This window comes from Aeromonas sp. 600276 (assembly GCF_049175815.1).
GTDB lineage: Bacteria > Pseudomonadota > Gammaproteobacteria > Enterobacterales > Aeromonadaceae > Aeromonas > Aeromonas dhakensis.
Genome location: NZ_JAAKVU010000005.1, coordinates 59,291 through 81,730 on the forward strand (window position 1 = coordinate 59,291; position 22,440 = coordinate 81,730).

The following is a 22,440-nucleotide window of genomic DNA, read 5'->3' on the forward strand; positions in this document are numbered from 1 at the left end:
ATGAGTGCCCTGTACGCACTCCTCCCTGAAACCTGCCGCGTCGTGGCGGCGCGCCCCCCGGTATGGCCGGGGTGGCGCCAGCTGGCAGAAAAACGGAGGGTGGCCTGCGCCACCCTCTTGCATCACTCGGCCTTGCCTTGTTGCTTGGCCCGCATGATGTTGATGATCTCGATATCGGTATCCAGCATCCCCTGCTTGGAGAGGCGGCCCAGGTTGGCGATGGTCTGATCCACGTCGTCGGAGACGATGCCTTCGCTCTGGGGGACCCGCAGATTGTTGATGGCCATCAGCGAGGACTTCACCGCCGCCGAGGTGGAGGTAGAGACCTTCATGGAACAGGCGCTGCCGGCACCGTCGCAGATGATACCGGAAACGTCGCCAATCATGTTGTTGATGCAGTGACTAATTTGCTCGAACTGACCACCCAGCAGCCAGGTGATGGCGGCCCCCGCCCCCATGGCGGCAGTGCTGGCGGCACAGAGGGCCGACAGCTTGTTCTGGTAGGTCTTGATGTAGATGGCGACCAGGTGGCTCATCACCAGCGCCCGGGTCAGCTGCTCGTCGCTCGCCTTGAGGAAGCGGGCGGCGGCGACCACCGGCATGGTGGCGGCAATGCCCTGGTTGCCGGAGCCTGAATTGGACATGGCGGGCAGCATGGCGCCATCCATCCGCGCGTCGGAGGCGGCGGAAGAGAGGCGCATGGCCAGAGTCATCAGGTCATCGGAGAGCAGCTTGCGCTCCACCTGCTCGGTGAGGATCTTGCCGATACGCAGGCCATAGCCCTGCAACCCTTCGTCCGCCAGCGCCTGGTTCATAGTGGCCGCCTCGCGGATGAAGTCGATCTCGGCCAGCGGCACCTGCAGGGCGAACTCCACGATCTCGCGCAGGGTCATGGCGGGCTTGCTGGCAGGCGCGGCCTGGATCTGCACACCGGGGGCGCTGTCCTGCGCCATCAGCACCTCGCCATCGCGCTCCATCAGGATGATGCGGGTGTGGTCGGTACAGATCACCACCCGGGCGCTGTGGCCCTCCACCTCTGCCAGCACCTCGGCGTAGAGCACGTCCGGCACGTCCTTCACGTCCACCTTGATGGCGGGCAGCAGCGCCTTGGCGGCTTCAACCTGAGCTGGCGTGAGGGTCTTGAGCACCTCCAGCCCGGCATCCGGGTTGCCGCCGGTGATGCCGACAGCGGCCGCCACCGGCAGCCCTATCATGCCGGTGCCCGGCACCCCGACCCCCATGCCGTTCTTGAACAGGTTGCCGCTGACCCAGACGCTGACGCGGGTCGGCACCTGCCCCAGCAGCTTGCGGCAGTTGGCCGCCGCCAGGGCGACCGACATGGGCTCGGTGCAGCCAAGGGCCGGCACCACTTCACGCTTGAGCAGGGTAATAAAGTCGGTCCATTGTGCGTTCATTGCGATGTGTCTCATGTTCATGGTGCCCGCATGGGGGCATGTATTGTGCTGTCCGGCCCGCCGTGCAACGGCGGAGCGACATATAACCAGTATGGCGGGAGATGCCGGGCTGGCGGCAGCCGAATGAGGGCCGCGCCTATGATCGGAGCCGCTGCGGCGCTGGGCAATCCGATCAACTTTTGGTAACTCTAGAGCAATAGGACTCAAATAAAATTGAGCCGACTCGCTTTTTGCGCAGGCATTATGCCCCACTGGCGGTGAAGTGCCACAAAATGTGAACAGGCGCACAACAGGGCGATAGCGGCCCGGTCCCGCCGGTTCAAGAGGGGGTCAGAGCCCGTAGCGGGTCAGCAGGGCCTGATACTCGGGGGTCTGCTTGAAGGCCTTGAGGGCGAGGGAGAACTGATAGGCCAGCCGTTCGTTGCCGGGCCTGTGGGTAAAGGCGAGAAAGTTGCGGTTGCTCTCGGTCACCATCTTTTCGCTGTGACCGACCTGATCCTGCAGCCCCTGCCCCTTGAGCAGGTAACGGCCCACTATCTGGTTCATCACCACCGCATCCAGCCGACCCGCCATCATCAGGTGCAGCTGCTTGATCATGTTGCTCTCCCCGGTCATGGGCACCCGGGTGAACAGGGTCGAGGTCAGGAAGGGCTCGCCATAGGCGTAATCGGCCTGGGTGCCGATACGCAGCCCCTTGAGGCTCTCCAGGCTCTGATAGTCGACAGGCTTGCTGAAGGGGAAGAAGATCACTTCGCCGCTCTGGGAGAGGGGTTCATCCGGATAGTGCAGCCACTCCAGCCGCCGCTCCTCGAAGAAGACGTCGACCACGGCATCGCCGCGCTGGAACCTGGCCTCCTGCAGCACCCGCTTCCAGGGCAGCACCTTGACCGTGGTCTGGTAGCCCATCCGTTTGAGCACGGTGCGGGCCAGCTCAAGATCGGCACCGCCCAGACTGCCGTCGTCGAGGCGCATCACATAGGGCGGCCACAGTTCAGTGAGCAGGGTCAGGGTCGGCGGCTCGGCGGCCTGCACCAGGCTCCCCCACCAGAGACAAAACAGGATCCATCCTTTCCGCCACACCATGCCGCGCTCTCCCTCTGTGCATTGGCTGAGGATATACCAAAAAGTAAGTAATAAAAAAGGAGGCCGCAGCCTCCTTTTTGCTTTCCTCTCCGGCGCTTACAGCGCTTTCAGGATGGCCTCGACGCTGGCCTTGGCATCGCCGAACAGCATCTGGGTGTTCTCTTTGAAGAACAGCGGGTTCTGCACACCGGCATAGCCAGTGTTCATGGAACGCTTGAAGCCGATGACGTTCTGCGCCTTCCACACTTCCAGCACCGGCATGCCGGCGATGGGGCTGCCCGGATCTTCCATGGCGGCCGGGTTGACGGTGTCGTTGGCACCGATCACCAGCACGGTGTCGGTATCGCTGAAGTCTTCGTTGATTTCGTCCATTTCCAGCACGATGTCGTACGGGACTTTCGCTTCCGCCAGCAGCACGTTCATGTGGCCAGGCAGACGACCGGCAACCGGGTGGATACCGAAGCGCACCTTGACGCCGCGGTCACGCAGCTTCTGGGTGATCTCGGCCACCGGATACTGGGCCTGTGCCACCGCCATGCCGTAGCCCGGGGTGATGATGACGGAGCTGGAGTTTTTCAGCAGCTCGGCCACGTCTTCGGCGCTGGTCTCGCGGTATTCGCCCATCTCCTGGTCGGCCGTGGAGGCCACACCGTCGGAGCCGAAGCCACCGGCGATCACGGAGATGAAGGAGCGGTTCATCGCCTTGCACATGATGTAGGAGAGGATCGCACCGGAAGAACCCACCAGGGCACCGGTGACGATCAGCAGGTCGTTGGAGAGCATGAAGCCCGCCGCCGCCGCCGCCCAACCGGAGTAGGAGTTCAGCATGGAGACCACCACCGGCATGTCGGCGCCGCCGATGGAGGCAACCAGGTGCCAGCCGAAGGCGAAGGCGATCAGGGTCATCACCAGCAGGGCGAAGGTGGAGCCACCTGCGTTGACGAAGTGGATCATCAGCGCGATGGAGACCACCACGGCCAGCAGGTTCAGCTTGTGGCGGTGCGGCAGCATCAGCGGCTTGGAAGAGATCAGGCCACGCAGCTTGCCAAACGCCACCACGGAACCGGTGAAGGTCACCGCACCGATGAAGACGCCCAGGAACACTTCCACCAGGTGGATGTTCAGCATGGCGCCGGTCAGGTGCTCGACCTGGGCGACGCTGTTGGCCTGTTCGAAGGCGGCGCGGGCCGCGGCCAGAGTGGCATCCAGGTTGGAACCGACAGAGACCACCACTTCAGCCGGAGCAGACGGGTGCAGATCGATGAAGCTGTTGAAGCCCACCAGCACGGCCGCCATACCCACGAAGCTGTGCAGCACAGCCACCAGCTCGGGCATTTCGGTCATCTCGACCTTGAGCGCCAGACGCACGCCGATGGCACCGCCGATCACCATGGCCAGGATGATCCAGTGAACGCCACTGGTTTCCGGGTTGAATACGGTGGCGAGCAGGGCGATGGCCATACCCGCGATACCGAACAGGTTGCCATGTTTGGCCGTCTCTTGCTTCGACAGTCCCGCGAGACTGAGGATGAAGAGCACGGCGGCAACGATATAGGATGCTGTTACCAGTCCTTGAGACACGTTAAACCCCCTTAATCCTTACGGAACATCTTCAGCATGCGCTGAGTGACGGTGAAGCCGCCGAAGATGTTGATACTGGCAATCAGCACGGCGATGAAGGCCAATGCGGTGACCAGGGTCGACCCTTGCCCAATCTGCAGCAGGGCACCGACCACGATAATGCCGGAGATGGCATTGGTGACCGACATCAGCGGCGTGTGCAGGGCGTGAGAGACGTTCCACACCACGTAGTAACCGACCACACAGGCCAGGATGAATACGGTGAAGTGAGAGAGGAACGCGGCAGGCGCCACGGCAGCAACCCAGCCGAAGGCGGCGATGCCGAGGGCACCGAACACGAACTTCTTGTTGGAGGGTTTGGCCTCTTCTTTCTTGGCAGCCGGTTTGGCGGCGGCCGGCTTCTGCGGGGCGGCAGAGACGGAGATGGCGGGCGGCGGGAAGGTCACTTCACCGGCCTGGATCACCGTCATGTTGCGCTGCACCACGTCTTCGAAGTCGATGGCGACGTTGCCGTCCTTCTCCTTGCACATCAGCTTCATCAGGTTGACCAGGTTGGTACCGTAGAGCTGGGAGGATTGGGCAGGCAGACGACCCGGCAGATCGGTGTAACCGATCACCTTGACGCCGTTGTCGGTGACATGCAGTTCACCCGATACCGTGTATTCGCAGTTGCCGCCAGCCTGGGCAGCCATGTCCACGATGACGGAACCCGGCTTCATGCTGTCCACCATCTCTTTGGTGATCAGCTTGGGTGCCGGCTTGCCCGGGATCAGGGCGGTGGTGATGATGATGTCCACTTCCTTGGCCTGCTGGGCAAACAGCGCCATCTCGGCCGCGATGAACTCTTCGCTCATGACCTTGGCATAACCATCGGAGGAGGAACCATCCTCGCCGCCGAAGTCGAGCTTGAGGAATTCACCACCCATGGACTCGATCTGCTCGGCCACTTCCAGACGGGTATCGAACGCACGCACGATGGCACCGAGGGAACCGGCAGTACCGATGGCGGCCAGACCGGCGACACCGGCACCGATCACCAGCACCTTGGCGGGCGGCACTTTACCGGCGGCAGTGATCTGGCCGGTGAAGAAGCGACCAAACTGGTGCGCGGCTTCAACGACGGCGCGATAGCCACCGATGTTGGCCATGGAGGAGAGGGCATCGAGGGACTGGGCACGGGAGATCCGCGGCACCATGTCCATCGCCATCACATTGATGTTGCGCTCGGACAGCTTCTTGACCAGCTCAGGGTTCTGGGCGGGCCAGATGAAGCTCACCAGAGTGGCACCATCTTTAATTTGTGCGATCTCGGCATCGGTCGGCGCATTGACCTTGAAGATGAGGTCGGCTTGCCAGACGCTCGGCACCACGCTGGCACCGGCAGCCTCGAAGGCGGCATCATCGAAGCTGGCCAGCAGGCCGGCACCGGCCTCGATAGCGACCTCGAAGCCGAGCTTTTTCAGCTGCTCAACGGTGGCCGGGGTCGCTGCGACCCGGGTCTCACCGGCGAGACTCTCTCTCGGTATTCCAATCTGCATGACTATTCCCTGATGGTTAATAAACAATCGCTGCCCAGTGTCGCATTTCTGGCGAAACAAGACATGACCAAAGTGCAGGTCACGGGCCCTTTGTTATGAAAATCAGTAGGCTTTACCTCAACCTCCTGTCATGGTCAGGCCCCCGCTTTTCAGGCGCGAAGGTGATTAGTATCAAATTTTGGAGTTTTATTACAACCGCAGTCCCGGCAGCGCGCGTACAGAATTCAGCCCGTCCCGGACCATGATTTAAAAAAACAAACCAAATTAGCGACTTATACCAGTAAAAAGCGCTGGAAAAAGTGATCCAACCAGTCAAAAAAAATGTTTTACCGGCCCTCTATCTTAGCGCTTTTTGTTCTTACGAAATCCGCACGGATCACAGATATCAGGCCGAAAACGAAAAAAGTAACTGTTTTGTAACAGACAAGGGGCCGTCTACCCGCCAAATAGGCGGATCCGGCCCCTGTTATTTAATCGTTTCGATGGTGACTGGCCGGTGTGCCCGGCTTACCAGGCCGCCTCATAAATATGCTGGCTCTGCACCAGGTCGATATCGCCGTGCTCGCCGATGGCGGTCATGCCGTGTTCCGCCAGCTTGCCGAGCAGGGTATCAATTCCTGCGTCCGCCACGCCGTAATCCCGCAGCCGGGTCTTGATCCCCATCCGCTCGAAGAAGTCGCGGGTGGCGGCGATGGCGCCGTCGATACGCTCAGCCTCGCTGCCATTGCGCAGATCCCACACCCGCTCGGCGTATTGCAGCAGCTTGGCGTGTTTCTGCTGGCGCTTGGCCTGCAGCAGGGCCGGCAGCACCACCGCCAGAGTCTGGGCGTGGTCGAGGCCGTGCAGGGCGGTGATCTCGTGGCCCAGCATGTGGGTGGCCCAGTCCTGCGGTACACCGGCTCCGATCAGGCCGTTCAGCGCCAGGGTGGCACTCCACATGATGTTGGCGCGCACCTCGTAGTTTTCCGGTTCCACCAGCGCCTTGGGGCCCTCTTCCAGCAGGGTCAGCAGCAGGCCCTCGGCGAAGCGATCCTGCACCTTGGCGTTGACCGGGTAGGTGAGGTACTGCTCCAGGATGTGCACGAAGGCATCCACCACCCCGTTGGCCACCTGACGGGCCGGCAGGGTGTAGGTGAGCACGGGGTCGAGCACGGCAAAGCGCGGCATCACGAACGGCGAGAAGAAGTGCACCTTGTCGCCGCTGCTGCGCCGGGTCACCACGGCGCCCATGTTCATCTCGGAACCGGTGGCCGGCAGGGTCAGCACGGCGCCGAGCGGGATGGCGGAGCGCACTTCGTTGCCCACGGTCTCGAGGATGTGCCAGGGATCCCGGGCCGGATCATAATGGGCAGCCGCGGCGATGAACTTGGTGCCGTCCAGCACGGAGCCGCCGCCGACAGCCAGCAGGAAGTCGACCCGCTCGGCGCGGGCCAGCTCGACCGCCCCCATCAGGGTTTCATAGGTGGGGTTGGGCTCGATGCCACCGAATTCAAACAGGGTCATGCCGGCCAGTTCGCTGCGGATCTGGGCCAGCAGGCCGCTGCGCACCACGCTGCCGCCACCGTAGGTGATGAGGATGCGGGCATCGCGCGGCAGCTGTTCACGCAGCTGGGCGACCTGGCCCTTGCCGAACAGGATCTTGGTCGGGGTATGCAGGGTGAAGTTGTTCATCGACATTGCCTTTTTAGTCTCTGGCGGCCAGGCCGCAAAAATGTGATTGCATTTTTCTCCAGACAACCAATACCATCAAGACAACATCCTGCTAGTTCTTTGCCTATTTCTACAAAGCAGCCAGAACAGACTCCAAGAGCATACCATGCAGACACGCTACACCGACCTCGCCGCCAAGCTGGCTCGCCACGTCACCGCTCCCGGCATCACTCCCTCGCCGGTGGATCAGGTGAGCCTCATCTACACCACCGAATACCACGGCCGCACCCCTGTGCTCTACCAGCCGCGGATGATAGTGATCCTGCAGGGACACAAGGTGGGCTATCTGGCGGACCAGGTGTTTCGCTACGACCCCAACCACTACCTGCTGATGACCCTGCCGCTGCCCTGCGAGTGCGAGTGCTTCGCCTCCCCCGAGCAACCCCTCATCGGCTTCTCCCTCGAGATCAACCTGGTGACCCTGCAGGAGCTGTTGCTGGAGCTTGGGGATGCCCTGCCCGCCCCCACCCCGCAAAAGAGCGGCGTGCATTCGGTGCCCCTGTCTGAGGCCATGTTCTGCGCCGCCGAGCGGCTGATCGACCTGATGGACAAACCCCATCACGCCCGGGTGCTGGGGCCGCAGACGGTGCGGGAGATGCTGTTCTACGCCCTGCACGAGGGGGGTGGCCCGGCGTTGCAGGCGCTCGCCAACCGCCACAACCATGTGGGCCAGATTGCCCGGGTGCTGCGTATGATAGAGCAGCGTTTCGCCGACAACCTGACCATGGAGGAGCTGGCGCGGGAGGTGAACATGAGCGTCTCCGCCTTCCACCACCACTTCAAGGCGGTCACCGCCACCTCGCCACTGCAGTACATCAAGTCGTTTCGCCTCCACAAGGCGCGGATGATGATGCTGCACGACGGCATCAAGGCGGGCACGGCGGCGGCCAGGGTCGGCTACGAGAGCAACTCCCAGTTCAGTCGGGAGTACAAACGCTTCTTCGGCAGCACGCCGACGGATCAGGCCTCCCGCTTTCGGGAAGGCCAGCTGCGCATCATAGAGGGATAACCAGAGAGGAATTGTTCATGCGTACACTGCTTTGCCTGCTCACCGCCTGCCTGCTGACGGCCTGTACCGGCCTCGCCGACGGCATCCGCCCCGTTACCGGCTTCCAGCTCGACCGCTACCTCGGCACCTGGTACGAGATCGCCCGCCTCGACCATAGCTTCGAGCGCGGACTGGAGCAGGTGAGCGCCACCTACAGCCTGCGCGACGACGGCGGGGTCAGGGTGCTCAATCGCGGCAAGCAGAGTGACGGCAGCTGGCGCGAAGCCGAGGGCAAGGCCTACTTTGTCGACAAGCCGGACGAGGCACGGCTCAAGGTGAGCTTCTTCGGCCCCTTCTACGGCGGCTACAACGTCATCGAGCTGGATCCCGACTATCAGCTCTCGCTGGTGACCAGCTACAACCACGACTACCTCTGGATCCTCGCCCGTTCCCCCAATCCGCCCAAGGCCAAAGTGGATGCGCTGATCGCCAAGGCCAAGGGGCTGGGCTTTGCCACCGATCAGCTGATCTGGGTCAAGCAGCCCCCTGAGCCTGTCGTGAAATAAGCAAGGGCAGCCCGCGGGCTGCCCTTTTTCATGGAGGATTGTCTGAGGATCAGAGCCGGAAGCGGCCAATCTCCTGCTCCAGCCGCTCGGTCAGTCCCTTCAGCTCGGCCGCCTGCGCAGCCTCCTGATTGGCCTGCTCGGCCAGCTCCTGGGAGACGTGGCGGATGTTCTCGGTGTTGCGGCTGATCTCGCTGGTGACCGAGGTCTGCTCTTCGGCCGCCGCCGCAATCTGGGTCGCCATGTCGCTGATGGAACCGATCGCCTCGTTGATCCGCGCCAGGCTCTGGTTGGCGGACTCCGCATCCTCCACGCTGGTCCCCGCCAGCTGGCGGCTGGTCTCCATGCCGCCCACCGCCCGGCGGGTGGTCTGCTGCAGGGTCTCGATCATCTGCTGGATCTCGTCGGTGGAGTCGTGGGTGCGGCGCGACAGCACCCGCACCTCGTCCGCCACCACCGCAAAGCCGCGACCCTGCTCACCGGCCCGGGCCGCCTCGATGGCGGCGTTGAGGGCCAGCAGGTTGGTCTGCTCGGCGATGCCGCTGATGGTGGCCAGAATGCCGCTGATCTTCTGGGCATGGGCATCCAGCTCCACGATGATCTGGCTGGCGTCGGCCACTTCGTCTGCCAGACCGGTGATGCTGCGCTGGCTCTGGCCGACCTGCGACTGGCCGGATACCGCCAGCTTGACCGCATCGCCCGAGGTAGTGGCGGCAAACTCGGCGTTGCCGGCGATCTCCTGGGTGGCGGAGGCCATCTCGGTCACCGCGGTGGCCACCATGACGATCTCGTCCTGCTGCTGGCGCACCCGCTGGCTGCGGGACTGGGCCCCGGCCGCCTGGGCGCGGGACTGGGCCGCCAGCTCGACGGTAACGTCACGCAAGCGGCTGACGATGCCGTGCAGCCGCGCCACGAACTGGTTGAAGCTCTCCGCCAGCTGACCCACCTCGTCCTTGCTGCGGGTGTTGATGTGGACCGTGAGGTCCCCCTCGCCGTGGGCGATGTCGTGCAGCGCGCCGGCGACCCGACCCAGATCGGCAAACAGATACTTGAACATGGCGGTGAGCAGGGCGCTGAACACCAGCATCAGCACCAGGGTCAGCCCCACCAGCTGCCACAGCAGGGAGGCGAGCGGCGCCTCCAGCACGTCGCGATACATCACCATGGCCAGCAGCCAGTCGGTGCCCGCCACCGGCTGTACCGCCAGCAGCACGTCGCGCCCGTCGAGGGTGGCGGCGTGCAGCTCGTTGTTCTCGCGGCCCCACTGCTGGAAGGTGGCCGCCGACAGGTCGGGAGAGAGCTCGCCAATCTGCTTGAGCGCCAGCTCCTTGTTGGGGTGGCCGACGATGAGCCCGCTGCTGTCGAGCAGCATGGCGTACCCATCCCCCTGCACCTGCATCGCCAGCACCTCGTCGATCAGCTTGTCGAGCGCCAGGTTGGCCCCCACGGCGCCGACCAGCTCTCCCTGATGCAGCACCGGCTCGGAGAGGGTGACCACCAGCTTCTGCATGGTGACGCTGACATAGGGGGCGGTGACGATGAGCTGTCCCGCCTTCACCGCGTCCTGATACCAGGGGCGCTCGCGCGGGTCATAGTTGCCGGTGTTGAGGGAGGGGTCCTGGCGGGTCATCACCCCCTGGGTGGAACCAAAGTAGGTGAGCCCGAAGCCACCCGAGGTGTAGGCCTGCTTCAGGTGAGGCACCAGCTCGGCCTGCGGATTGTCGGCGATCAGGTTCACCAGCGCGTGCACCGTGTTCTTGCGATCCGCCATCCAGTCGCCGATGGCGACCGAGTAGGCGTGGCCATAGTTGACCGCCTCGCTCTGGATGGCGCTCATGGTGCGGGATTTGAGGGTGTGAAAGGCAACGATGCCGAGCAGTGAGGCCATCAGCAGCACCACCCCCAGACTGGTGGCCAGCAGCTTGCCGCGCAACGAAAGTGTCATGACTACGGATCCTTGTTGTTGTGACGGGCCAGGGAGAGACCCTTGTTTAATCAAGGCTATCGGCCAGATGCTGAACAGACTTTAGTGAATCCTGTCGATTTATCATGACTCGGCAACAGGTTGTGCCACAGCTCACGAAAAACCACCCACTCTTCGTCCGATATCCATCTCGACAAATGGCTATGCAGGGACGCAATCCGTGCTAGGTTGGACTCCTTCAAACCCTGATGGATAAGCCTGCCATGCCCCGAAATATCGAGATCAAAGCCAGCATAGAGCGGATAGATGACCTGCTCCCCAAGGCACTCGCCATCGCCGATCAGGGCCCCGTCGAGATCGAGCAGGATGACACCTTCTTTCGCTGTGACGCCGGTCGTCTGAAGCTGCGAACCTTTTCTCCCTCGGCCGGCGAGCTCATCTTCTACCGCCGCGCCGATCAACAAGGCCCCAAGGAGAGCTTCTATCAGCTGACCACGACACATGAACCGGATCGCCTGCGGGAGACCCTCAGCCTGGCCTGTGGCCAGATCGGCAGGGTGCAGAAGAAGCGCACCCTGTTGCTGCTCGGCAGAACCCGGATCCACCTCGATCGGGTGCAGGGGCTCGGTCACTTTCTCGAACTGGAGGTGGTGCTGGAGGAGGACGAGCCGCTTGAGGCGGGGATGCAGGAAGCCAACGACATCATGGCGCAGCTTGGAGTTGAACCCTCCCGGCTGATAGAAGGCGCCTATCTGGATCTGCTTCTCCGGCAGCAGGCCTGAATGCAACAAGGCCGCCCGCAGGCGGCCTCCCATACTCTGCCCGGCAGGGCTACTTGACCCGTGCGATGGCGGTATTGAGCCGCATATTGGTCGCATCCAGCCCTGGGGTCTGGCCATGGAAGTCGAACTCCAGCCTGACGCCGGGGCGGAACAGCAGACAGTGGGTGGAGCCGCCGAAGTGGAACATGCCGAGCTGATCCCCCTTCTTCACCCTGTCCCCCGCCTGCACCGTGATCTCGCAGCTCGACACCTCGGCCATCCCCACCGGTACCACGCACATCAGGCCGATTTTGGGGTTGTCCGCCTCGATGAAGATGAGTGCCCGGGTCGCCACCGAGGTGAGGAACGGCTGGGAGTTGTTGGGGGCGCTGGGATCCGCCCCCTGCGGGTCGGCAAAGCCTTCGAACTGGTTCTCCAGATAGTAGGTGCCGTTGACGACGCGTACCTTGCGGATGGTGCCGCTCACCGGGCTGTGCCAGCGGTGGTAGCTGAGCGCGCTGAGGAAGGCCTGATAGACGGTGCCGCCTTCGAAACGGGGGGCCAGATCGTCAAAATCGAGCATGTTCTCCAGCGAATAGGGCTGCCCCTTGAGCCAGAACTGATCGCTGCGGCTCACCTCCTTGCGCACCTGCAGCGGCGCCGATTCGCAGGCGTTGACGATGACATTGTCATCCGTTGGCGCCGAGACCGGCCGCACTCCGGCCCGAAAACGCCGGGTGAAGAAGTCATCCCAGCAGCCGAAGCCGTGGTAATCGGCCGCCGGCTCGCACTCGAAGATCTGCTCGAAACTGCCCGGAGTGGGGTTGGGCCCCTCCCCGACCGCTTCGTTCGCCACCTGCACCATCTCGGCCTTGGCTGCCTTGCCGAGCCAGGGCACCACCAGGGTCTCGCGATCCAGCCGGCTTACCGGCTCGGTCAGCACATAGCGGGAAGCCGGGCTTTGCAGGAACTGGGCCCAGTAGTCGAGGATCTTCTTGAACTGCTGGTTGACCAGGGCATTGGCAAAAAACTGGTAGCCGGAGCGAGTGGCCATGGGCCAGTCGAGCAGGGCATTGATGGGAAAGCCGATGAGGCCGGACGGTTCCTGGCTGGGGATGTCCTGATAGGCCTCGGGTGCCGTGGTCATGATGCCGTTGAGCAGGCCGAGGAACTCCTCGAACGAGCGCACCTCAGGCTGACCGAGCGGGGTCTGGTGCTTGTGGCGCCAGGCCTCCTTGAACATGGCCTCGGCCTGGGCATGCAGCGCCGGGTCGGCATTGACCAGATCCCGCAGCTCGGCGATGGGGGGGACCAGCGCCCGCGGCTGCTGGTTCACGTAGTGCTTGATCCGCCGGATCCAGCGCTCGACATGGGCCCCATCCTGGGGGATCCAGCCGCCGGGTCGGGACTTGTTCAATCGGGTTTCCACTGCCTTGTTCATGGTTCGCTCTCCTCAGCTGATGTTCACGCCCACAATCCACGGCTTGAGCATTGAGTGCCGACCTGCCAGCGGCATGCCAGGGCACCGACCCTGTTATGTAGCACAGGGGGCCCTGCAGCACGATTGCCAGAAACGACAGGGCAGAGTGGCGCAATAGCGACTAGCGGTTGGGATAGGCGGGTATGGGGAGAGCAACCAGGCCAGGAGAGCAGGCGGCACAAGGGATGTGCAAAAGGAGAGTGGCAGGCCCGGAAAAGCGAAAAGCCAGCTCAATGAGCTGGCTTTTCTGAAAATGGCAGGGGCGGCAGGACTCGAACCCGCAACCATCGGTTTTGGAGACCGCTGTTCTACCAATTGGAACTACGCCCCTGCAACAAACGAGGCGTAGTATACAAAGCGGGTTTCAAAGGTAAAGGCTTTTTTCTCACTTTCGGTGCGATTGCGCAAAGGACGAACAGATCCCGCCAATTTATGCAGCTCCAATGGGTAACCTGCTGTATTTACAGCCTTGTTTGGGTAGGAAACTGACCGCAATGGGGGTAGGGTTAAAGTTGGAGCCAGGCAAGAAGGGGGCTGCACATGCTCAATTACCGGTTACTGCAACAACTTGCACCGCTCAACTTCAGGGATGAAAACAAAACCGAGACGCTGCCCGACTATCTGGCGCGGGTCGCCCCGCTGGTGCCCTTCATTCCCGAAAATGTGCTCATCCAGTGGATTTATCGCCATTGGCGCGGTTTTGAGTCCAACTGGAGCTTTATCGATCTCGCCCGCCATCAGTTTGAATGCGAGAGCTGGCCCACCGCACGGATCATCGACCAGATAGACTCCCGCCATATGGAGGTGATCGAACGCTGGGGCGAGATGTTGCGCAGCAACCGCTACGTGCGCAGCTCCTGGCTCGGGGAGAGGATGTTGCGCGAAGGGAGCTGGCCAGAACCCATCATAGTGCTGGCATCGACGGCAGGGGACAGCTACCCGAACGGACAACCCCTGCCCCACCCCTACTGTCTGCTGGAAGGGCACCACAGGCTCGGCTATCTACGTGCCATGGTGCATGATGACGAGCCACTGCAGCCCCAGCATCAGGTGTGGGTTTGCCGACCTGTTCGCGGCACTTAAACGTTTTTCTGCGTAAATCTTGCCTTTGAAATAAATTTTTGACAATTCAAAATGCGACTCTATAATCTGTCCGGTTTGAAAAAAGGTCAGGACAGGACGATGCAGTTTTTGATGAAAAAAACAGCCTTGCAGACGGGTGGAGCGCACCAGAGCGGCCCCGTTGTTTCCGGTTCCCGACCCACAGATCCCCAATTGTTTTCAAAAAAAAGCCCCTGTTTCAGGGGCTTTTTTTTGTGCCCGAAAAACCTTCATTGATGTCAAAGGGAATGCAGACGATGACCAATCCACTCTATAAGAAACATGTCATCTCCATCACGGACCTGACCCGGTCTGAAATGGAACTGGTAGTCTCAACCGCACAACGGTTGAAGGCCGAACCCGACACCCGCTTGCTGAAAGACAAGCTGGTCGCCAGCTGCTTCTTCGAAGCCTCTACCCGCACCCGCCTCTCCTTCGAGACCGCGGTGCAGCGCCTGGGTGGCAACATCATCGGCTTCGCCGACGGTGGCAACACCAGCGCCAAGAAGGGTGAAACCCTGGCCGACTCCATCAAGATCATCGGCTCCTACACGGATGCGGTGGTGATGCGTCATCCGAAAGAGGGGGCGGCCCGCCTCGCCTCCGAATTCTCCCGCGTGCCGGTCATCAACGGCGGCGACGGCTCCAACCAGCATCCGACCCAGACCCTGCTCGACCTCTTCTCCATCCGTGAGACCCAGGGCAAACTGGACGGCCTCAACGTCGCCTTCGTCGGCGACCTCAAGTACGGCCGCACCGTGCACTCCCTGGCCCAGGCCCTCAGCCTGTTCAACTGCCGCTTCTTCTTCATCTCGCCGGAAGCGCTGGCGATGCCGGACTACATCTGCGAAGAGCTGGAAGAGAAGGGCATCCAGTTCAGCGTGCATGAAACCATGGAAGAGGTGATGCCTGAGCTCGACATCCTCTACATGACCCGGGTCCAGAAAGAGCGCTTCGACGAGACCGAGTACAAGCACATGGCCGCCAAGTTCGTGCTGGAACTGGCCACCCTGGAAGGGGCCAAGCCCACCATGAAGATCCTGCATCCCCTGCCCCGCGTCGACGAGATCGACGTCGCGGTCGACAAGACGCCCCACGCCTACTACTTCCAGCAGGCGGAGAACGGGGTCTATGCGCGCCAGGCACTGCTGGCTCTGGTACTGAACGAAACTGTCTAACGGAAAGGGGAACATCATGTCTGACAAGAACCAACTGCAAGTCGAAGCCATCCGTCACGGCTCCGTCATCGACCACGTCCCCGCCGGCCAGGGCATCAAGATCCTCAAGCTGTTCCAGCTGGTAGAGACCCAGGAGCGGATCACCGTCGGCTTCAACCTCAAATCTGGCGCCCTCGGCAAAAAGGATCTCATCAAGATCGAGAACACCCGCCTGACCGAGCAGCAAGCCAACCAGCTGGCGCTGTTCGCCCCCAAGGCAACCGTCAACATCATCGAAGACTTCGCAGTGGTGAAGAAACACCAGCTCAAGCTGCCGGAGTTCATAGCCGGGGTGTTCCACTGCCCCAACTCCAACTGCATCTCCCACAACGAGCCGGTGGAGAGCTACTTCCGGGTGCGCGAGGTGAAAGGCGCGGTACGGATGAAGTGCAAATACTGCGAGAAGTCCTTCACCCAGGACATCGTCAGCGAACGCTACTGAGAACCAGACTCAAAAAGATATCCAGGTGGGCCCCAAGGGGCCCATTTTTGACCCCTGTCACATCACCAAATAACCAGTTGGTTATAATTTGCCATCCAAAGAGAGCTATTCCCGCTCATTTCCTGCCAGTGCATTGATTGCCAGTATTTTTTGCTGATATTCAGCAAATGCGGCAGATATCGAGCGTTTAGCGTCGGTCATCGTCAAAGGAATTCGCCGTGGTCAAGACCCTCAGCCGTCCCGTTGCCCAAGAGCCCGATCTGGCCCAGCTGGATGCCTGTCGCCAGATCATCGGCCAGCACTGCTACAGCACCCAGGAAGAGATCCGCCGCGAGCTGTCGGAGCGCGGCTTTGCCGATATCAGCCAGTCCACCATCTCCCGCCTGTTGCGCCGCCTCGGCGTAGCCAAGGCGCAGAATGCCAACGGCAAGAAGGTCTACACCCTGGTGGACGAACAGCTGGAACCCGCCGGCAGCACCCGCTCCATTCACGACATGGTGCGCGCCGTGGTGCACAACCAGCAGATGGTGTTGATCCATACCACGCCAGGGGCCGCCACCGTGGTGGCCCGTCTGCTGGATCGCAACGCCAATCCCGAGATCATGGGCGCCGTCGCCGGCAACGACGTGGTGCTGGTCGCCCCGCGCCACATCAGCCGCACCCGTCAGGCCCACGCCGCCGTGGTGCGCACCCTGGAACAGGCGCGCTAGCCCTCCCCCAATGCAGCAAGGCGACCCAGGGTCGCCTTTTTGCTGTCTGCCAATCGGCTTTTTATCCCATCCGTGCGCTGTCTGGGCCCGCCTCGTGGTCGGCCATAAAAAACGGGAGCCAGTGGCTCCCGTTTTTACGGCTATGTCTGTCGGCGTTTATGCCAGCACGGCACCCAGGCTCAGGCAGACCACGATCAGCACGGTCAGCAGGCCGAGCAGCGGGGCGACCCATTTCAGCCAACGTACATAGGGAACCTTGGCGATGGCCAGGCCACCCATGACCACGGCGGAGGTCGGGGTCACCAGATTCACCAGACCGGAGGCTGACTGATAAGCGGTGACCACCAGCTCGCGACCTACGTTGGCGAAGTCGGCCAGCGGCGCCATGATCGGCATGGTCAGCACGGCCAGACCGGAGGAGGACGGCACCAGGAAGGAGAGCACCACTTCCAGCACGAACATCACGTTGATGAACACCACGGTGGAGAGGCCGGTCACTATCCCTTCTGCGCTGTGCAGTATGGTGTGGGTGATCATGCCGTTGTCCATCACCACCACGATACCGCGGGCGATACCGATGATCAGGGCCACGCCGAGCAGGTCGCGGGCACCGTCGATGAAGTTGGAGGTCAGCTCCTCCTCGCTCATGCGGGAGATGACGCCGACTATGATGGCGGCAGCCAGGAAGACGCCGGAGATCTGCGCCATCCACCAGCCCAGCACGGCCACCCCGTAGATCATCACGGCGAAGGCGGCGACGAAGATGCCCAGCACTATCTTGCGAGTAAGAGTGAACTCCAGCATCTGGTCGCTCTTGTTGCCGAGGAAGTGGGCACGGTTCTCTTCCCACTTGTCAGCCACCAGGGATTTGCTGGGGTCGCTGCGCACCATCTTGGCGTAGCGCATCACATAGGCCACGCAGAGCAGCCAGCCGGCCACCAGCATGGCGACGCGCAGCCAGATACCGTCTGTAAAGGAGATGCCGGCGGCGTTGGCGGCGATCACGGTGGCGAACGGGTTGATGGTGGAACCCAGGGTACCGATACCGGCCCCCAGCAGCACGGTGGCGGCGGCGACGACCGGGTCGAAGCGGGCTGCCATCATCACAGGCACCAGCAGGGTGTAGAACGGCAGGGACTCTTCCGCCATGCCGTAGATGGTGCCCCCTGCGGCGAACAGCGCCATCAGGATCGGGATCATCCACTCTTCACGGCCGCGCAGGCGGTCGGTCACCCGTTCGATACCGGCATCGATGGCGCCGGTCTTGGTCACTATGCCAAGAAAACCACCGATGATCAGGATGAAGAGGGAGACGTCGATGGCGCCTGCCTCGTAGGTGTCATGGTTGTAGAGACCATCGATCGGCGCCAGCAGCACGTCGACGATCCCCTGGGGATTGCCCTCTACCAGCTTGTAGGTACCGGCCACCGGCACTTCCTTGCCGAGGGCTTCGTTCATGGTCATTTCGTATTTGCCGGCCGGCACTATCCAGCTCAGGGCGGCCACCAGGGCGATCAGCACGAACAGTATCGTGTAGGCTGACGGGAACTTGAATTTGGTCATGGTCCAGCTTCCTTCTGTGGGTGTGGTATCCATGCAGGCTGCGGGTCGTAGGGTTGGAGGTATTATGCCGCTGTCACATGGTCGAAAAGCCGGGGGTCGCCCCCCGGCACCACTACTGCGACCTTAGTCGCCCAGCGTAGCAACCATCACTGCCTTGATGGTGTGCATCCGGTTTTCGGCCTCGTCGAACACGATGCTGTGCTCGGATTCGAACACGTCCTCGGTCACTTCCAGGCCTTTCATGCCGTATTTGTCAGCCACTTCCTTGCCCATGGTGGTCTCGTCGTTGTGGAACGCCGGCAGGCAGTGCATGAACTTCACATCTGGGTTCTTGGTGGCGTTGATGACGTCCATGTTGACCTGATACGGGGTCATCAGTTTGACGCGCTGATCCCAGGCTTCTTTCGCTTCACCCATGGAAACCCAGACGTCGGTGTAGAGGAAGTCGGTACCCAGCACACCCTCTTTCACATCTTCGGTCAGGGTGATGCGTGCGCCAGTCTCTTCGGCGATCAGGCGGCACTTGGCAACCAGCTCTTCTTCCGGCCAGAAGGCTTTCGGCGCGACCAGGCGGATGTCCATGCCCATCTTGGCGGCACCGACCATCAGGGAGTTACCCATGTTGTTGCGGGCGTCCCCCAGGTAGGCGAACTTGATCTGATCCAGGCGTTTGCCCTTGCCGTGCTCCAGCATGGTCATGAAGTCGGCCAGGATCTGGGTCGGGTGGAATTCGTTGGTCAGGCCGTTCCAGACCGGGACGCCGGCGTGGGCACCCAGCTCTTCGACGATCTCCTGGCCATAGCCACGGTATTCAATGCCGTCATACATGCGGCCCAGCACCCGGGCGGTGTCCTTCATGGACTCCTTGTGGCCGATCTGGGAACCGCTCGGGCCGAGGTAGGAGACCTGGGCGCCCTGGTCGAAGGCCGCCACTTCAAACGCACAACGGGTACGGGTGGAGGTCTTCTCGAAGATCAGGGCGATGTTCTTGCCGGTCAGGTGTTTGCGCTCATAGCCACCGTATTTGGCTTTCTTCAGGTCGATGGCCAGATCGATCATGTATTGGATTTCGCGCGGGGTGAAGTCCAGCAGTTTCAGGAAGTTACGGTTACGCAGATTAAAAGCCATGATGAGTTCTCTCTATATTTGTTTCAGACCAATTCAGGCAGTAGTGTTGACTACGCATTCTCAGTACAGATGTCGGTAATTACGCATTCACGGTACGGGTGGCGACGATATTGGTGCCGGCTTCGCCCTTGAGGATGGCCAGGCCATCGTCCAGTGCACCTATGCCGACCATGCCGCCGGTCGCCTTGACGAATTCGCAGGAGGCTTCGACTTTCGGCCCCATGGAGCCTGCGTCAAACTTGACGCCGGCCAGCTCGTTCGGGCTGGTGATCCGCAGCGGACGCTGGGTCGGTTTGCCCCAGTCCAGGTAGACGGCATCGGCATCGGTCAGGATCAGCAGGGCGTCGGCCTTGATCTGCTTGGCTAGGTAGGCGGCAGACATGTCCTTGTCGATGACGGCTTCGATGCCGGTCAGGCTCTGGCCATCCCAGGTCACCGGGATGCCGCCACCACCGGTACAGATGATGAGGTGGCCCTGGGCGATCAGGGTTTCGATGGCGTCGCCTTCGACGATGCGCTGGGGCAGCGGAGACGGCACCACGCGGCGGAAGAACTTGCCGTCAGCCTTCACCACCCACTGCTTCTCTGCAGCCAGGGCGCGGGCTTCAGCCTCTTCGTAGACGGGACCGATGAATTTGGTCGGATTGACGAAGGCCGGATCTTGCGGGTCAACCTGCACCTGGGTCAGCAACGCAGTGACGTTGCGACTCGGCATCAGGTTCTTCAACTCCTGGATCAGCATGTAGCCGATCATGCCCTGAGACTCGGCACCCAGCACATCCAGCGGATAGGGGGATACCTTGGTGTAGGCGCTGTTCTGCAGAGCCAGCAGGCCGACTTGCGGGCCATTGCCATGCACCAGCACCACGTTGTACTCCTGAGCGATCAGGGCGATGGTCTTGGCGGCGGTGGCGATGTTCTTGCGCTGGATATCTGCTTCGAGCGGCTCGCCACGACGGAGCAGGGCATTGCCCCCCAGGGCGACGACGACAGTTGGTTTTTTCATGAGTGTTACTCTCGAGTTTGGTGCTGTGTGGCGCCAGCATCTGCCGGCGCCACGCCGTCTTGTTAGATGCCGTCGCGTTCCATCGGGCAGCTCATGCAGCGGGCGCCGCCGCGGCCACGTCCCAGCTCTTCACCCGGGATGGGCAGCACAGTGATGCCGGCCTTGTCGTACTTCTCGTTGGTGTAGGTATTGCGCTCGTAACCCACCACCACGCCGGGGCGCACGGTCAGCACGTTATTGGCATCGTTCCACTGCTCGCGCTCGGCCTCGAAGGTGTCGCCACCTGTGGTGATGAGCTTGAGCTGATCGACACCCAGTGCCTTCTCGATGGCGGTGACGAAGTAACCCTCTTCCTTGATGTTCATGCCGGTGGCACCGCCCGGAGTCAGGCTCCAGCAGTTCACATCCTTGCGGATGACTTCCGGATAGACGGAGAAGGTGTCTATGTCCATGTGGGTCATGACGGTATCCAGGTGCATGCAGCTGCGGTGTTTCGGCAGTTGCATGGCGATGACCTGTTTGGCCTGGCCGTGCTTGAACAGGCCGCGAGCCAGGTGCTCGACCCCTTGCGGTGTGGTGCGCTCGGACATGCCGATGAGCACGGCGCCACGACCGATGACCAGTACGTCACCCCCTTCGATGGTGGAGTTGTCGTAGTCGCGATCCTCGTCACCGAAGTACTTGATGAAGTCCTGACCGGCAAACTGCGGGTGCCAGCGATAGATGGCCTTCACGTGGTTGGTTTCGCGACGGCGGGCCGGTTTGGCCATCGGGTTGATGGAGACGCCACCATAGACCCAGCAGGAGGTATCACGGGTAAAGAGGTGGTTGGGCAGCGGCTCGATGATGAAGTCGGTCGGTGCGTGCATGCCCACTACCATGTTGACGCCGCTGTAGGGCATCTCGGAGTAGGTCAGGCCACCGGAGAGAATGCGGGCCAGCTCGCGGTGCGGCATGTCGGCCAGGAAGCAGCGTACGTCGTTGGCAAAAGAAGTGCCGAGGCGATAGTCGGAGACCTGATGTTGCAGCAGCCAGGTTTTGGCTTCCGGCACGTCCAGGGTTTCCGCCAGCAGATTGGTCAGCAGGAAAACTTCGACATTCTGATCGCGCAGTACCTGAGCGAATTTGTCGTGCTCCTGACCGGCACGTTCAACGGACAGGACGTCATCGAACAACAGATCCTGGCAGTTGGAAGGAGTCAGACGCTTCAGACTGAGGTTGGGGCGGTGCAACATGACACGGCGCAATTGGCCAACTTCAGAACCTACATAAAATTTGCTCATGATTATATTCCGTCTAGCAGTGGTCCCTGCGAGTGATTGAATAGATTCCTTCTATTCATGCTCGTGGCTAAGGCGGGATATTCTTTATGTAGGGTAATCGGCTTGTGTTCTATCCTGCCCTTGCCTTTCGAGACCGAGGTTAGACCTGCCAATCACGATAAACTTAGACATTGATCACATTCACCCAGAACTGAATAAATTCACGGTTTATTCTTTGATAGGGGTAACAGAACTGACAATCTCCCATTCACCCATCCCGTTTAAATACGCACTTTCTTCGGCACATATTTCATATTTTACCTTGTTTCATTCACGCCAAATATCTACAAAGGGATAAAAGTAAAAACAAAAAACCTTTAATTTCATGAAGATAAAAACACAACCAACACAGAATGAATTTTATATGCAGATATTTGAATTTTCCGCGCTCTTTACGAGGCGCTCGCAGCAAATAAAAAGTCACGGCCAGGCTCCGCGCTGAATAATCTTTTTGTTGTTCCAGATCATGGAATCGCGTCTGTTCCGCTTGCCGGGCCAGACTACAGGCAGTGTTGCCTCTTCACCTCTTATATGGATATGCACGAATTGCGCATCTTGGCCGGCCAATTTTCAACTGGCCGGCGCTGGGGCTTTTTCAAACTTTTTTCATTAGTTGAATTTATTTCAGCAACTTGCACCACAAGCCGGCTCGGCTTAACTCAGAAAGTGATCAGGATCACACCTGTTATGTCACCAAGGAGATAGCCATGAAGATGAAGTCACTGCTGCTGCTTTCCACTCTGCTGCTGCCCATGACCCCGGCACTGGTGCATGCGGAGGGTGCCCCTGCCATGCCATTGGTGGTGTGCCATGTCGATCAGGCCCCCCAGATGCTGGTACCCGCCTACGTGTGTCAGTGGCATGGCGGCAGCCAGCACTACTGAGCGAAACCCCGGGAGGAGGTCTTC

General features: G+C 61.1%; 19 protein-coding genes and 1 tRNA gene. 8 read left to right on the forward strand and 12 right to left on the reverse strand.

What is annotated here, in order from left to right:
• Positions 1–122: 122 nt before the first annotated feature.
• From G5134_RS06585 to yqhD, 5 genes are all read right to left on the reverse strand, one after another.
• The gene (locus G5134_RS06585; RefSeq protein WP_408840133.1) at positions 123–1,430 is read right to left on the reverse strand and encodes a serine dehydratase subunit alpha family protein; all 1,308 of its coding nucleotides are present in this window, start codon (positions 1,428–1,430) and stop codon (positions 123–125) included.
• Positions 1,431–1,745: 315 nt separating this feature from the next.
• Positions 1,746–2,498: a substrate-binding periplasmic protein gene (locus G5134_RS06590; protein ID WP_421231927.1), complete on the reverse strand. Its 753-nt coding sequence runs from the start codon at positions 2,496–2,498 to the stop codon at positions 1,746–1,748.
• Between the two features lie 96 nt (positions 2,499–2,594).
• Positions 2,595–4,079, reverse strand: coding sequence for a Re/Si-specific NAD(P)(+) transhydrogenase subunit beta (gene pntB / locus G5134_RS06595; protein ID WP_005306445.1), 1,485 nt, complete (start codon positions 4,077–4,079; stop codon positions 2,595–2,597).
• Between the two features lie 11 nt (positions 4,080–4,090).
• Positions 4,091–5,617: a Re/Si-specific NAD(P)(+) transhydrogenase subunit alpha gene (gene pntA / locus G5134_RS06600; RefSeq protein ID WP_010635814.1), complete on the reverse strand. Its 1,527-nt coding sequence runs from the start codon at positions 5,615–5,617 to the stop codon at positions 4,091–4,093.
• Positions 5,618–6,124: 507 nt separating this feature from the next.
• Complete coding sequence (gene yqhD, locus G5134_RS06605) at positions 6,125–7,288, reverse strand: alcohol dehydrogenase (protein WP_408840134.1); 1,164 nt, start codon at positions 7,286–7,288, stop codon at positions 6,125–6,127.
• 145 nt (positions 7,289–7,433) lie between these two features.
• On the opposite strand from yqhD, the gene G5134_RS06610 reads away from it, so the two are divergent.
• Together G5134_RS06610 and G5134_RS06615 are read left to right on the forward strand one after the other, a co-directional pair.
• Entirely contained in the window at positions 7,434–8,336 is a 903-nt protein-coding gene (locus G5134_RS06610) for an AraC family transcriptional regulator (RefSeq protein WP_195879405.1), read from the forward strand.
• A 17-nt stretch (positions 8,337–8,353) separates the two neighbouring features.
• Positions 8,354–8,881 carry a lipocalin family protein gene (locus G5134_RS06615; protein WP_195879406.1) on the forward strand — a complete coding sequence of 176 codons (528 nt, stop codon included), beginning with the start codon at positions 8,354–8,356 and terminating at the stop codon, positions 8,879–8,881.
• 49 nt (positions 8,882–8,930) lie between these two features.
• Here the strand turns inward: G5134_RS06615 and G5134_RS06620 are convergent, their stop codons facing one another.
• Positions 8,931–10,823, reverse strand: coding sequence for a methyl-accepting chemotaxis protein (locus G5134_RS06620; protein ID WP_195879407.1), 1,893 nt, complete (start codon positions 10,821–10,823; stop codon positions 8,931–8,933).
• Positions 10,824–11,065: 242 nt separating this feature from the next.
• Between G5134_RS06620 and G5134_RS06625 the strand changes: the two genes are divergently transcribed.
• Entirely contained in the window at positions 11,066–11,584 is a 519-nt protein-coding gene (locus G5134_RS06625; protein ID WP_195879408.1) for a class IV adenylate cyclase, read from the forward strand.
• Between the two features lie 49 nt (positions 11,585–11,633).
• Here the strand turns inward: G5134_RS06625 and G5134_RS06630 are convergent, their stop codons facing one another.
• Both G5134_RS06630 and G5134_RS06635 read right to left on the reverse strand, forming a co-directional pair.
• Positions 11,634–13,004 (reverse strand): phosphatidylserine decarboxylase family protein, encoded by a 1,371-nt coding sequence (locus G5134_RS06630; protein ID WP_017781202.1) that lies wholly within the window; start codon positions 13,002–13,004, stop codon positions 11,634–11,636.
• A 293-nt stretch (positions 13,005–13,297) separates the two neighbouring features.
• Positions 13,298–13,374 (reverse strand) — tRNA-Trp (locus tag G5134_RS06635).
• 209 nt (positions 13,375–13,583) lie between these two features.
• Between G5134_RS06635 and G5134_RS06640 the strand changes: the two genes are divergently transcribed.
• The 4 genes from G5134_RS06640 to G5134_RS06655 all read left to right on the forward strand — a co-directional run bounded on the left by G5134_RS06640 (position 13,584) and on the right by G5134_RS06655 (position 16,513).
• Positions 13,584–14,126 carry a hypothetical protein gene (locus G5134_RS06640; protein WP_065018507.1) on the forward strand — a complete coding sequence of 181 codons (543 nt, stop codon included), beginning with the start codon at positions 13,584–13,586 and terminating at the stop codon, positions 14,124–14,126.
• Positions 14,127–14,401: 275 nt separating this feature from the next.
• Positions 14,402–15,322, forward strand: coding sequence for an aspartate carbamoyltransferase (gene pyrB, locus G5134_RS06645; RefSeq protein WP_005306463.1), 921 nt, complete (start codon positions 14,402–14,404; stop codon positions 15,320–15,322).
• 16 nt (positions 15,323–15,338) lie between these two features.
• Positions 15,339–15,803 (forward strand): aspartate carbamoyltransferase regulatory subunit, encoded by a 465-nt coding sequence (pyrI, locus tag G5134_RS06650; RefSeq protein ID WP_005306465.1) that lies wholly within the window; start codon positions 15,339–15,341, stop codon positions 15,801–15,803.
• 218 nt (positions 15,804–16,021) lie between these two features.
• The gene (locus G5134_RS06655) at positions 16,022–16,513 is read left to right on the forward strand and encodes an arginine repressor (protein WP_005306467.1); all 492 of its coding nucleotides are present in this window, start codon (positions 16,022–16,024) and stop codon (positions 16,511–16,513) included.
• Positions 16,514–16,669: 156 nt separating this feature from the next.
• On the opposite strand, the gene G5134_RS06660 is transcribed toward G5134_RS06655, so the two are convergent.
• From G5134_RS06660 to arcA, 4 genes are all read right to left on the reverse strand, one after another.
• Complete coding sequence (locus G5134_RS06660) at positions 16,670–18,076, reverse strand: YfcC family protein (protein WP_005306469.1); 1,407 nt, start codon at positions 18,074–18,076, stop codon at positions 16,670–16,672.
• Between the two features lie 123 nt (positions 18,077–18,199).
• On the reverse strand, positions 18,200–19,204 hold the full coding sequence (gene argF, locus G5134_RS06665; RefSeq protein ID WP_005306471.1) for an ornithine carbamoyltransferase: 1,005 nt from the start codon (positions 19,202–19,204) through the stop codon (positions 18,200–18,202).
• A 79-nt stretch (positions 19,205–19,283) separates the two neighbouring features.
• Complete coding sequence (gene arcC, locus G5134_RS06670; RefSeq protein WP_065018506.1) at positions 19,284–20,210, reverse strand: carbamate kinase; 927 nt, start codon at positions 20,208–20,210, stop codon at positions 19,284–19,286.
• Between the two features lie 62 nt (positions 20,211–20,272).
• Complete coding sequence (gene arcA, locus G5134_RS06675) at positions 20,273–21,493, reverse strand: arginine deiminase (protein WP_017764826.1); 1,221 nt, start codon at positions 21,491–21,493, stop codon at positions 20,273–20,275.
• Positions 21,494–22,239: 746 nt separating this feature from the next.
• Between arcA and G5134_RS06680 the strand changes: the two genes are divergently transcribed.
• On the forward strand, positions 22,240–22,416 hold the full coding sequence (locus G5134_RS06680) for a hypothetical protein (RefSeq protein ID WP_010635804.1): 177 nt from the start codon (positions 22,240–22,242) through the stop codon (positions 22,414–22,416).
• Positions 22,417–22,440 lie beyond the last annotated feature (24 nt).

What these genes read in the sequence shown, in the direction of transcription:
- G5134_RS06620 (WP_195879407.1), bottom strand. Translation starts at nt 10,823, where the DNA reads ATGACACTTTCGTTGCGCGGCAAGCTGCTGGCCACCAGTCTGGGGGTG.
- G5134_RS06630 (WP_017781202.1), bottom strand. Translation starts at nt 13,004, where the DNA reads ATGAACAAGGCAGTGGAAACCCGATTGAACAAGTCCCGACCCGGCGGC.
- G5134_RS06640 (WP_065018507.1), top strand. Translation starts at nt 13,584, where the DNA reads ATGCTCAATTACCGGTTACTGCAACAACTTGCACCGCTCAACTTCAGG.
- arcA (WP_017764826.1), bottom strand. Translation starts at nt 21,493, where the DNA reads ATGAGCAAATTTTATGTAGGTTCTGAAGTTGGCCAATTGCGCCGTGTC.
- yqhD (WP_408840134.1), bottom strand. Translation starts at nt 7,288, where the DNA reads ATGAACAACTTCACCCTGCATACCCCGACCAAGATCCTGTTCGGCAAG.
- pyrB (WP_005306463.1), top strand. Translation starts at nt 14,402, where the DNA reads ATGACCAATCCACTCTATAAGAAACATGTCATCTCCATCACGGACCTG.
- G5134_RS06610 (WP_195879405.1), top strand. Translation starts at nt 7,434, where the DNA reads ATGCAGACACGCTACACCGACCTCGCCGCCAAGCTGGCTCGCCACGTC.
- argF (WP_005306471.1), bottom strand. Translation starts at nt 19,204, where the DNA reads ATGGCTTTTAATCTGCGTAACCGTAACTTCCTGAAACTGCTGGACTTC.
- arcC (WP_065018506.1), bottom strand. Translation starts at nt 20,210, where the DNA reads ATGAAAAAACCAACTGTCGTCGTCGCCCTGGGGGGCAATGCCCTGCTC.
- pyrI (WP_005306465.1), top strand. Translation starts at nt 15,339, where the DNA reads ATGTCTGACAAGAACCAACTGCAAGTCGAAGCCATCCGTCACGGCTCC.
- G5134_RS06660 (WP_005306469.1), bottom strand. Translation starts at nt 18,076, where the DNA reads ATGACCAAATTCAAGTTCCCGTCAGCCTACACGATACTGTTCGTGCTG.
- G5134_RS06590 (WP_421231927.1), bottom strand. Translation starts at nt 2,498, where the DNA reads ATGGTGTGGCGGAAAGGATGGATCCTGTTTTGTCTCTGGTGGGGGAGC.
- pntA (WP_010635814.1), bottom strand. Translation starts at nt 5,617, where the DNA reads ATGCAGATTGGAATACCGAGAGAGAGTCTCGCCGGTGAGACCCGGGTC.
- G5134_RS06680 (WP_010635804.1), top strand. Translation starts at nt 22,240, where the DNA reads ATGAAGATGAAGTCACTGCTGCTGCTTTCCACTCTGCTGCTGCCCATG.
- G5134_RS06585 (WP_408840133.1), bottom strand. Translation starts at nt 1,430, where the DNA reads ATGAGACACATCGCAATGAACGCACAATGGACCGACTTTATTACCCTG.
- G5134_RS06615 (WP_195879406.1), top strand. Translation starts at nt 8,354, where the DNA reads ATGCGTACACTGCTTTGCCTGCTCACCGCCTGCCTGCTGACGGCCTGT.
- G5134_RS06625 (WP_195879408.1), top strand. Translation starts at nt 11,066, where the DNA reads ATGCCCCGAAATATCGAGATCAAAGCCAGCATAGAGCGGATAGATGAC.